At 73.9% G+C, this 11056-nt stretch carries 7 protein-coding genes; 1 reads left to right on the top strand and 6 read right to left on the bottom strand.

Features of this window, described 5'->3' with window-relative positions; all coding sequences use genetic code 11:
* Positions 1-26 precede the first annotated feature (26 nt).
* From CcI49_RS24795 to CcI49_RS24770, 5 genes are read right to left on the bottom strand one after another with little or no spacing between them, the layout of a single operon-like run.
* A complete protein-coding gene (locus CcI49_RS24795) occupies positions 27-2018 on the bottom strand; it encodes an IucA/IucC family protein (RefSeq protein WP_076829739.1) in 1992 nt (663 codons plus the stop codon).
* Positions 2015-3574: a SidA/IucD/PvdA family monooxygenase gene (locus tag CcI49_RS39885; protein ID WP_083749689.1), complete on the bottom strand. Its 1560-nt coding sequence runs from the start codon at positions 3572-3574 to the stop codon at positions 2015-2017. Before CcI49_RS39885 ends, CcI49_RS24795 begins: the two co-directional genes overlap by 4 nt.
* Positions 3574-5679, bottom strand: a complete 2106-nt coding sequence (locus CcI49_RS24780) for an IucA/IucC family protein (RefSeq protein ID WP_347280139.1) — start codon at positions 5677-5679, stop codon at positions 3574-3576. The genes CcI49_RS39885 and CcI49_RS24780 overlap by 1 nt, the downstream gene beginning before the upstream one ends.
* Positions 5676-7229, bottom strand: coding sequence for a pyridoxal-dependent decarboxylase (locus tag CcI49_RS24775; protein WP_076829737.1), 1554 nt, complete (start codon positions 7227-7229; stop codon positions 5676-5678). The genes CcI49_RS24780 and CcI49_RS24775 overlap by 4 nt, the downstream gene beginning before the upstream one ends.
* On the bottom strand, positions 7226-8653 hold the full coding sequence (locus CcI49_RS24770; RefSeq protein WP_054571427.1) for a diaminobutyrate--2-oxoglutarate transaminase family protein: 1428 nt from the start codon (positions 8651-8653) through the stop codon (positions 7226-7228). Before CcI49_RS24770 ends, CcI49_RS24775 begins: the two co-directional genes overlap by 4 nt.
* Positions 8654-9136: 483 nt before the next feature.
* Here CcI49_RS24770 and CcI49_RS24765 point away from each other — a divergent pair, with 483 nt between their 5' ends.
* Entirely contained in the window at positions 9137-10582 is a 1446-nt protein-coding gene (locus CcI49_RS24765; protein ID WP_076829734.1) for a diaminopimelate decarboxylase, read from the top strand.
* Here the strand turns inward: CcI49_RS24765 and CcI49_RS24760 are convergent.
* Entirely contained in the window at positions 10566-11009 is a 444-nt protein-coding gene (locus CcI49_RS24760; protein ID WP_054571425.1) for an ATP-binding protein, read from the bottom strand. The two genes, CcI49_RS24765 and CcI49_RS24760, sit on opposite strands and share 17 nt — an antisense overlap.
* Positions 11010-11056 lie beyond the last annotated feature (47 nt).

Below are 11056 nucleotides of genomic sequence, written 5' to 3'. Positions count from 1 at the left end.
AGGGGGCGGGGGACTCCCGGCCGCTGTCAACGCCCATCTCCGAGCGGTTCGCCGTCGCCGGATGGCTCACCGCCGGATGGCTCACCGTCGCCGGATGTGCCGGTGGCCACGAGCGGGTTGGCGACCATGCCGTGCAGGACGTCGAACTGGGCGTCCCGGCCGGCACGCTCGTGGAAGCCCGCCCCCGACAGCTGCTCGCGGTTCAGGCAGACCCGGTCGAACGACGGGGCCAGCAGGTCGATCAGCGCGAAGCGGTCGGCCAGCTCCGGATGCGCCTGCTGGTAGTCGAGCACGGCATCCCGCACCATCGCCCAGAACTGTGGTTCGGCGATCCCGAGGTGATCCTCGACGACCACCGAGAAGTACCGGAAGTGGCCGGCGAACACGGCGGAGAGCACCGAGTGGGCGAGCATCCGGGCCGGCCAGTGGCGGCACAGCGCGCTCGCACCGCCGTCTGTGGCGGCGCGCTGCGGGAAGTCACCCTCGACCAGGTCGATGTCGGCCCCGAAGTCCTTCACCGCGATGCGCCGCGGCACGTCGTCGGCGTCGAACACACAGATCACGTTCTCGCCGTGGGGGGTGAAGGCCACTCCGTACACGTACAGGTAGTGCAGCAGCGGTGGGAGCAGGGCGTGCAGGAACGCGGCGAGCCACCGGGCGGCGGTCAGCCCGGACCGGTGCACCAGCTCGGCGGCCAGCGCGCGGCCGTCCGACCCGATGGTGAGCAGCGCGGCCATCGTCCGGGCTCGTTCGCCCGGGGCGAGGAAGGCGGTGACCGGCTCCCGCCAGAGCACGCCCAGCAGCTCGTGCAGGCGGTAGGGGGCGTCCGCCAGCGCATCGAAGGCGGGATGCGCCACGGTCGCGCCGGCGACCTCCGGCAGGGGGATCACACCCATGGCCCGCAGCTGCGGATCCTGCCGAGCCAGTGACGTCAGCCACGAGGAGACCACGGGACCCGCCTTCGCGTCCTCCGCGGACATCCCCCGCCACACCAGGGTGTTGCGGATCATCAGGGCGAGCTTGACGTCGCGCCCGCCCACCGTGTCGATGTTCGCCACCGTGCGGACGGACTGCAGTGGCAGGTAGCGGTCCGGTGCCTCGCCCAGGTCGACGAGGGCCCCGGTGGCCAGCTCGCCGGCGAACAGAGTGGTCACCACGTTCTCCCACTGCCATGGATGGACCGGCAGCCACACGTACCGCGCCGCCAGCGCGTCCGCGTCAGCGGAGCTGGTTCCCCCGGCGCACCCGGCGCGGATCAGCGCCGCGGTCAGCGCCGCGGTGAACTCCGCCCGGGTCGCGGCCGACAGCTCGCGGTCGTACAGGTCGGACGGCGTCAGCCCGGCCTGCGTGACGAGCAGCCCCAGAGCCGGCTCGGCGGCCACCCAGCGCAGCCGGAACGGGACGCCCGACTCCGGCGCGTAGCGGGCCGCGTCGGCCACGCCGAAACCGAGCCGGCCCTTGTTCGCGGCCAGGCAGGGATGACCGGCCTGGCGCCCCTCCAGCTCCAGGTGGGACAGCCCGGCCAGCCGCGCCGCGGGCAGCRCCCCGCGCAGGATCTCCACATCCGCGCGCTGGGTCGCCGTCACCTCGCGTACGACATCGGCGAGGACGTCGCCGGACCACCCCAGCAACGCCTGCGCGTCGAGCAGGAACCGGACCGGGTCGTCGGCCGGCTCACCGCCGCGGCGCAGGGTCGAGGCCGCCGGCCACCAGGTGCCGAAGGTGCCCCGCCGGGCCGTGAACGTGTAGGCCACCGCACCGCACTCGATCCGGTAACGCGCGGGTGCGCCCCGTCCAGCGACCACCGTGCGCGGAGCAGCTGCGGGCGGCGGCGGAGCAGCTGCGGGCGGCGGCGGAGCAGCTGCGGGCGGCGGCGTGGCAGTGGGCGGCACGGCGTGTGTGGTGGGGACGAGCAGTTCCTCGTAGGCCAGCTCGGCGATCAGCCGGGACAGCAGCGCGCGGCCCGCGGTGCGCCACAGCTCGGCCTGTGTCGGCTCGACCTGCTCCGGCCCCGTCACCGGCCCGCTCCGCCTGCCTCGGCGGGCTGGACGGGGATGGAACCCGTGGCCACCCCGGCTGCCCCGGCTGCCCCGGCGTCCGGGGCTCCATCCGGCGCGGCGGCTCGCGGTGGCTCGGGAGCGCCGAACGTGGTGAAGGCGGTGGGCGGAGGCAGCCGGTGCGCCCGCCCGCCGGTCAGGTCGTCGAGGATGACCGCGGCCCGCCAGGCGCCCAGCCCCAGATCGGGCGCGCCCACCCCGTGCGTGTGCAGCTCGGCGTTCTGGACGTAGATCCGTCCCGTGACCTCGGCCGCGGTCGCGAGGCGGTACCGGTCGTCCACCCGGAAGCGGCCGCCGGGGTCGAGGTGCAGCAGCCCGCCGACCGGGTCGAGCAGCGTCGGCCGGCGCGGTGCGTAGCCGGTGGCGAGGACGACCGCGTCGGTGTCGACGGTGAACTCGCGGTGCTGGGCGCGGTGCCGGCACCGCAGGCGCAGGGCGTGCGCGTGATCCGCGCCGGGCTGGCTCACCGCCTCCACGGACACGTTCGGCAGCAGCAGCGCGTCCGCGTCGGTGCCGCCGATGCTGCGCTCGTAGAGCAGGTCGTAGATCTCGCCGATGGTCTGCGCGTCGATGCCCTTGTAGAGCTGCCACTGGCCGGGCACGGTGGCGTCCTTCGTCGGCTGGTCGAGCCCGTGGAAGTAGCGCACGTAGTCCGGGGTGAACTGTTCCAGGCCCAGCTTGGAGTACTCCATCGGCGCGAACGCGGGGGTGCGGGTGATCCAGGCCAGCGACTGCCCGGTCGAGGGCTGGGCGCGCAGCAGCTCCGCGAACACCTCGGCGCCGGACTGCCCGGAACCGACGACCGTGACGTGCCGGGCCCCGGCCAGCTGGTCGCGTTGCCCGCGGAAGTCGGCCGAGTGGAACACCCGCCGGCCGCGCACGCCGGCGAAGGCCGGCGGGACGACCGGCTCGGTGCCGAGGCCGAGCACGAGGTTGCGGGCGGTGAGCACGCGGGGCGCGGACTCGTCCGGGCCGCCGGCGATCTCGCGCGGGCCGCTGGCGGGGTCACGCGGGCCGCCGGCTGTCGGGCCGCCGGCTGTCGGGCCGCCGGCTGTCGGGCCGCCGGCTGTCGGGCCGCCGGCGTGCGGGCCGCTGACCGTCACCTCGAACAGCTCGCTGCCCGGCCGCCAGCGCACCGCATCGACCCGCGCCCCGAACCGGGTGGATCCGAGCGACTGCGCGACCCACCGGCAGTAGTCGTCGTACTCGCGCCGCGGCAGGTGGAACCGCTCGTAGAAGTAGAAACGGAACAGGCGGTCGTGTTCGCGCAGGTAGGACAGGAACGACCACCGGCTGGTCGGGTCGATCAGGGTCACCAGGTCGGCGAGGAAGGGAACCTGCAACGTGGTGCCGTCCAGCAGCAGCCCCGGATGCCAGTGAAAGGCGTCCTGCTGTTCCAGGAAGACGGCCCGCACGCCCGGCACGCTGTCGGCGAGCGCCGCCAGCGACAGGTTGAACGGGCCGAGTCCCACCCCGAGCAGGTCGAACGGCTCGGGGGCCGTGGCGGAGGGTGACATCAGGGACGGACCTCCACGATCGGATTGGGGATCTCCACGTAGATCGACTGGGAGGTCACGGGGCCGACCAGCTCGTCGCGGCCGTCGACGCAGGTGCGCAGGTTCGCCTTGCAGGGCAGGGTCGGGGCGTCCAGCAGGCGGTTCAGCAGCGCCCGGCCCCGCCGTGCCCGCCCGCCCGGGCCGCAGCGGGCACGGACCAGCTCCGCGCGCAGCTGTGCGAGCAGTACCCGTTCGTCCGCGATCCCGGCGGCGCCGAGYGCGCCGATGACGGCTAGGGCGTTGTTCACCACTGTGTAGTAGATGAGGCGCTGCTCGACCAGGGCGTCGTCGAAGACGGCGGGCAGCCCGTCCCCGAGGCCGGGGACCTCATGCCGCGCGGCCTCGGCGCGGGAGGCGGCCAGGTAGTAGCCCTGGCTGTCCCGGAACCATCCGGTGACCGGCCAGCCCTGGTCGTCAAGGGTGACGACGGTGTTCTGCAGATGGGCCTCGAGGCCGACGCCACGGCGCAGGTAAAGATCGAGCACGGGCAGGATGAGTACCCGCAGGTACTGGCCGTACCACTCGCCCGCCACTGTCGTCGTCGCGTGGCTGGCCACCGCCGAGCCGGTCGGCTCCGAGCCGGCCGCGGCCGGGCGGGTCGCGGCCGTTCCGCGGCGGGTGAGGTTCGTGATGATCTCGGCGAGCATCGACCGCCGTGACCGGTCGGGCGCCCCGGGGGCGAGGTCGGGGCGGTCGGCGATCAGCGCGGCGGCGCACACCGCCCGGTCCCCGGCCCCGAACGGGTTGGTCCGCAGCGCGCATTCCAGCCCACCGGGCAGCACCGCGGCCCACGACGGCTCGGAAAGGAGCCGGAATTCCGGATGGTGGCGGCCAAGCCATTCGTCCAGGGCCAGCCGGGCGTACCGGGCCATCTCCGCGCCGAGGGCGAGCTCGTCGGTGTGCAGCTCCCGGCGGGAGTTGGTGATCCGCATACCGAGGGAGAGCTTGAGCATGACCGGCGCGTCCGGCCGCCACACCGTGCGCAGCGACGATGTGGGGAACCAGGGTCGCCCGGACGGACCGAGATCAACCAGCTGTCCGTCGTCGAGCAGCCGGGCGAGCTCCGGGCGGTCGCCGACGGTGCGCGCCTGCCAGGGATGGGCGGGCAGCAGCAGGTATCCCGGCGGTGCCACCGGGCCGGTACCCGTCCCCCTCCCGCTCTCGTTCCCGTTCCCGGTTTCCGTCCCGGCCTCGGCCCGCAGCGACGCGAGCGTTCGGGCCGGGTCGGGTCCGCCGTGGCGGACGATGTTCGGATGCGCCGCGAACCAGTGCAGCCGGAACGCCCCGTGCAGCTCGGGCGAGTACCGCGCCGTCTCGGCGGCCGAGGCCTCGCCCCGGTTCTTCGCGGCCGGGTGAAACGGATGGCCGGTGATCAGAGCACGTTCGGCCACGAGAAACGGTGCGCGGTTCGCGGCGTTCCCGGCCGGCACGCGGGCGGGCTCGCGGGCCGACCGATCCGCGGGCTCGCCGGGCGCCGACGCGCTGGCCGCTGACGCGCTGGCCGCCGTCGCGGCGGCGGGCTCACCGCGACGGAAGGCGATGATCCGGGTGATCCACTCCGCCGAGTCGAGGATGCGCGCCAGAGCACCGCGCGCGGCGCCGGGGGGCAGTGCCGCACCGGCGGCCACCTCCCGGGTCAGGAGCGCGGCGAGCAGGCCAGCGTCGAGCAGCCCCGCGTCGGGCCGGCCCGCGTCGATCGGCGTGCCGTGCAGACGCGGCGGGCCGAAGCGGTGCCAGCCGGTCGGAGACCGGTAGGTGATGTCGAGGTCCAGTGCCAGGCCGGTCGCGGGCAGCGGCAGCCGGAGCGCCGGGCCGGTCGGCGCTCCCGCCTGGGCGCCGAGCTCCCTCAACCAGCACCGGAGCAGGACCTCGGTCACGACCTCGTCCGCCTCGCCCGCCGCGGCACCGGCCGGGCCCATGTCTGCCGGGCCAATGACTGCCGGGGCCGCGGCTGCGGGGCCGGCCCCGGCCCCGGCCACACCGGGGCTTGCCGGGTCTGGGCGGATCGGGCCGGGGGCGGGGGCTTCGGCGGTCCTTTCGGCGATCGTCCGCTTCGCGATGGTCAATGCGGTGCCTCGGCCGCGATGCGGTCTCCGGTGGCGGCGACGAGCGCGAGCAGCGCGGAGACGTCGGCGGCGGTGGCCGCCGGGTTCAGCAGGGTGAGCTTGAGGTGGACGGCGGCCTCGGGGCCGGCGGTCGTCCGCCCCACGACCGCCGCGCCGTCGTCGAGCAGGCGGCTACGGATCGCGGCGTTCAACCGGTCGAGCCGGGTGCCCTCCTCGGTGCCGGTGCCGGTGCCGGTGCCGGCCGGGACGTACCGGAACAGCACGGTGCTGAGGGTGACCGGCGCGGCGAGCTCCAGCCGAGGGTGGTCGGCGATGACGTGCGCGGCGTGCTCGGCGAGGTCGTGGCAGGCGTCCACCATCGCCCCGAGGCGCTCTCGGCCGAGCGCGCGGAAGGTCACCGCGATCTTGAATGCGTCCGGCCGGCGGGTCGTTCGCAGCGATCGCCCCAGCAGGCTGGTGTATCCCGCGGTGGTCTCATCGGCCGGGTTGAGGTAGGCGATCTCGGCTTCCAGCCGGCTCCAGCCGCGCCGTGACGGGGTGAGGAAGACTCCCGCGGGTGCCGGCTGCCAGCCCAGCTTGTGCAGGTCGAGCGCGACGGAGTCGGCCTGGTCCAGGCCCGTGAGGCGGCCGGCGAGCCGGCGGGAGAACAGGGCGCCACCGCCGTGCGCGGCGTCCACGTGCAGCCAGCTCGGCGCCGGGTGGCTGCGCACCAGATCGGCTATCTCGGCCAGCGGGTCGATCGCGCCGGCGTCGGTGGTGCCCGCCGTCGCGACGACGAGGACGGGGCCGTCGTGCCGGGCCAGCGCGGCCCGCAGCACCTGGACGTCCATGCGGTACGCGGCGTCGACCGCGACCGGGACGACCTTCGTGAGCCCGAGCAGCTCGGCACCGCGCCGAACCGAGTGGTGGCCGGCCGCCGAGCACAGGACGGGAACCGGACCCGCGCTGCCACCGCGGCCGGCCCGCCCGAGCTGGGCCCGTGGCCCGGGCCGGCCGTGATGGGCTCTCGGCCCGCTCCGGCCCCGGGCTCGCGACCGGACCGCCGCCTGCCCGGTGGTGTGGCTGCCGAGCAGCAGGCCCATCAGGTTGGACTCGGTGCCGCCGGTGGTCACGGTGCCCACGGCGTGCGTCGGGTCGAACCCGACGAGCTCGGCCAGCGCGGCGACCACCTCCAGCTCGATGGTCGTGCCGGCGGGGGCCTGGTCCCAGGAGTCCAGCGACGGGTTGAGCGTGCTCACCGCGAGGTCGGCGGCCACGGCCACAGCCAACGGTGGGCAGTGCAGATGGGCGGCGCAGAACGGATCCGCGGGATCGGCCGACCCCGCGGTCAGCATGCGGGTGAGCCCGCCGAGCGCCGCGGCCTCACCGTCGCCCGTTCGGGGCAGAAGCGGCCCTGGCCCGAGCGCGTCGAGTGTCGCCTGCCGGACCGCGGCCGGCCCACCGGCGGGCAGCGGGCCGCCGCGGTCCCGGCGGCCGGCGTCGAGGGCGTCCAGCGTGACTCGTAGCAGCGCGCGCAGATCGTCCGCGGGTTGGTGACCCGGCCCCGTCATCCCATCCTCTCTGCTGCGCCGGAAAGTTTGGGCGAGCCGGACAGTGCGATGGCGTCGGCCAGGATCTCCAGCGCGAGGTCCGCCTCCTCGTCGGTGATGGTCAGCGGCGGCAGCAGACGGAGCACGGCGTCATGGCGGCCGCCGAGCTCGATGATCAGGCCACGGTCGAGGCACGCGGATCTGATCGCCGCGGCCCGAGCGGCATCCGGGGGCCGAGCGCCGGTCCGGTCCGGCTCCCGGTGCGGGTCGACGATCTCGACGCCGAGCATCAGGCCGCGGCCGCGCACGTCACCGACGATCTCGGTGCTCCGGGCGATGTGGTTCAGACCGGCCAGCAGCCGGTCACCGACCACGGCCGCGCGATCGCTGAGCCCGTGGTCCCGCACCAGCCGCAGGGTGGCCAGCCCCGCCGCCATCGCGAGCTGGTTTCCGCGGAAGGTGCCCGCGTGCGCTCCCGGCGCCCAGACGTCCAGGTCGGCGCGGTAGGCGACGACGGCCAGCGGCAGCCCACCGCCGATCGCCTTCGACATCACGAGCATGTCGGGCACCACGCCGGCCCGTTCGCAGGCCCAGAAGGTGCCGGTGCGCCCGACACCCGTCTGGACCTCGTCCACGATGAGCGGGATCCCGCGGCGGCTGGTCAGCTCGCGCATCGCCCGTAGCCACCCGTCAGGGGCCGGAACGACGCCGCCCTCCCCCTGCACCACCTCGAGGATCATCGCGGCCGGGCTGGTGATGCCGCCGCAGGGGTCGTCGAGCAGCTGCTCGACATAGTGCGCGGAGATCTCCGCGCTGGCGGCGCCGCCCACACCGAACGGGCACCGGTACGGGTAGGGGAAGGGCAGCCGGACGACCGACGCTGCTGTCGGCAGCGGCTCCTTCACCGGCACGTTGCCGGTCACGGCGAGTGCTCCGGCTGTCATCCCGTGGTACGCACCGGTGAACGCCAGGACGTTCTGGCGCCCGGTGACGGTGTAGGCGAGCTTGAGCGCGGCTTCGACGGCATCGGCGCCGGTCGGCCCGCAGAACAGCAGCTTCGGGTCCTCGCGCAGCCCGGCGGGCAGCGTGTTCGCCAGTTCCTCGGTGAAGGCGTCCTTCTGCGGGGTGGCGATGTCGAGGACGTGCAGGGGCGCTCCGGAACGCAGGACGCGCTCGATCGAGGCTACGACCGCCGGGTGGTTGTGCCCGGTGGCGAGGGTGCCGGCTCCGGCGAGGAAATCCAGGTAACGCCGCCCGTCGGCACCGGTGATCCAGGACCCCGCGGCGCTTGTCGGAACGATCGGGAGCGATCGTGCGTAGGTGCGGGCGGCGGATTCACGGGTGGCCTGCCGCGCCAGGATCGCCGCCGCGGCCTTGGGATCCGCATTGTTGGGACCTGCTCCGCCGGTACTGGCATCGATGTCGGCCGGTGAGATTGTCGTCACGGCGACTTCCCTTCGAGCGGACCGGATCAGGGAAGCCTAACCTCAATGAGTCCCGATCTCCGGCCAGTGGACGCGCCGAGCTCTTCCTCACTGTTGAACTCTGGTGCACCCCTCGCATCGGGGTGTTGTCTCCCTTACGGCTGCCGACTGTCGAGGTGGGGCGCTGGCCGTGCTCCCCATGTGGGCTTTTTGCGGCTGGGCTTCCTCGGTGGGTTTCGTGCATGGGCTTCGCCCGCGGCTTCCCGTCCGACTCCCCGCGCGATCGTTGCCCACCGTGATACTACGATCGCAAATGGGCGAGGTGGAGCGGTTCCGTGGATGTCGGCATCGTTTCGGTGCGGTTTCTGTTTCGTGACCTCGTCTCCCCGTCGGGTGGTCGGGCGTGCCTGCACTCGACCTGGGCATGACGGCTGGCTTCTGATCCGGGTCGGGCGAGGCTCGGGCAACGCGCATGCTTTGCCGCCGCGTCGTACATTTCGGGCTGTGCTGGATCTTCCGATCTCGGCGGCGCCACTGCGCGCCCTCGGCCTGGACCGGTTGCCCCCGGCTGTGATCGAGCACGTGCGGGCCTGGCCCGGTGGCGGCTGGCAGCTCGGCGGTGGCGCGGAGTCCGGTGTTGACGCGGAGCCCGAGCTCAGCGCGTACCTCTACGCGCCGGCTGTGGCGGAGCGGGCCGCCGTCGACCTGCGTCGCCATCTGCCGCCGTGGGCGCAGCTGTACTTCGCGGTCAAGGCCAACTCCTTCCCGCCGGTGCTCGACGCGCTGCTGGCCGGCGGTCGTGGGGTCGACGGGTTCGAGATCTCCTCGGCGCGTGAGCTCGCGCTCGCGACCGATGCCCTGGGCCGCGCGGGTCAGCCACCCCAGCCGCAGCCGCCGCCCCAGCCGCCGCCGCCCCAGCCGCAGCCGGCGCCCCTGCCCCGGCTGGTGGCGTCGGGCCCGGGAAAGTCCCTGAGCCTGCTGCGGGCCCTCCTGGACCCCGCCGCGGGTGAGACGTCGGGAACCGTCGACGTCGTCAACGTGGAGAGCCCTCTGGAGCTGTTGCGGATCGATGCGGTGGCCACCCGGGCCGGCCGCCGTGCCGCGGTCGCGCTGCGGGTGAACCCCGCCCGGGTCGGGCTCGCCGGCTCGTTGCGGATGGGTGGGCGTCCGAGTGCCTTCGGGATCGAGGAGCGGGAGGTGCCGGGCGCGGTCGAGCTGGCGCGCTCTCTGCCGGGGATCGATCTGGTGGGCTTCCATGTGCATGCCGTCTCGGGAAACCTCGACGCGGCCGCGCACCTGGAGTACGTGCGGTGGTGTCTCGACTTCGCCGTCCGGCAGGCGCACGAGGGCCGCTTCGACCTGCGGGTGGTGGACGTCGGCGGTGGTCTCGGTGTGCCCTTTGAACCGGACCGGCGGGGCGAGCGTCCGTTCGACCTCGATCTTTTCGGTGATGGCCTGGCCCGGCTGCGCCCGCCGACGGACGTCCGAGTGATCTTCGAGCCTGGCCGGATGCTGGTGGCCGACTGTGGCTGGTACGCGGCCGAGGTGACCGACGTCAAAAAGGTGCACGGTGAGGCTTTTGCGGTGCTTCGGGGCGGTATCAACCATTTCCAGCTGCCGACCTCCTGGGAGATCGTGCACAACTTCGCCGTGGTGCCCCGCGAGAGCTGGCCGGTGGGCTGGCCCCGGCCCGAGGTGGCCGCCGGCCCGGTCACCGTGGTGGGCGAGCTGTGCACTCCCGAGGACACGCTGGCCCGGGACGTGACCGTCGACCGCCTGCGGGCCGGCGACGTCGTGGTCTTCCCGATGGCCGGTGCCTACGGCTACGAGTTCGCCATGCACGAGTTCCTCGGCCACCCCCGGGCGGCCCGCATCGTCCTGCCGCCGCCAGCTCCGGATCGGTCGGCCTCGGATCAGTCGGCCCGCGATCCGTCTACTCCGACCGGATGACCGGCAGGTCGAACCAGAGGTACTTGCCGGACTCCACGGAGACGGCGCCCCAGCTGCCGGCCAGCGCGTCGAGGACCAGCAGCCCGCGGCCCCCCTCGGAGTCGGCGTCGATCACACGGCGGTGCGGCAGCGTCGTCGACGTGTCGGACACCGAGGCGTGGACGAGGCCCGGCCGCAGCTCGACGAGCAGCCACACCGGCGGACTGCCGTACTTGACCGCGTTGGTGACGAGCTCGCTCACCAGCAGCTCGGCCGTGGCCCGGCTGTCGTCCGGCAGGTCGGTCAGCCCGAGGCACTCCCGCAGCACCCGCCGTGCCTGCGGCACGGCGGACGGGAGGTAGGGCAGCTCCGCGACGATGTGCGTGGCCGGCGGACGGCACGGACCCGTCTGCTGGACCACACTCATCGGAACCGATGTAGAACTCATCGATCACCACGTCTTGAACGGGGACATCTCGCACTGTTTACCCATCA

Source organism: Frankia sp. CcI49 (genome assembly GCF_001983215.1).
Lineage (GTDB): Bacteria > Actinomycetota > Actinomycetes > Frankiales > Frankiaceae > Parafrankia > Parafrankia irregularis.
This window is presented reverse-complemented; position numbering and strand designations above follow the sequence as displayed.

Excerpts from the sequence above, each read along its gene's own strand:
- CcI49_RS39885 (WP_083749689.1), bottom strand. The coding sequence starts at position 3,574 with ATGTCACCCTCCGCCACGGCCCCCGAGCCGTTCGACCTGCTCGGGGTG.
- CcI49_RS24775 (WP_076829737.1), bottom strand. The coding sequence starts at position 7,229 with ATGACGGGGCCGGGTCACCAACCCGCGGACGATCTGCGCGCGCTGCTA.
- CcI49_RS24760 (WP_054571425.1), bottom strand. The coding sequence starts at position 11,009 with ATGAGTTCTACATCGGTTCCGATGAGTGTGGTCCAGCAGACGGGTCCG.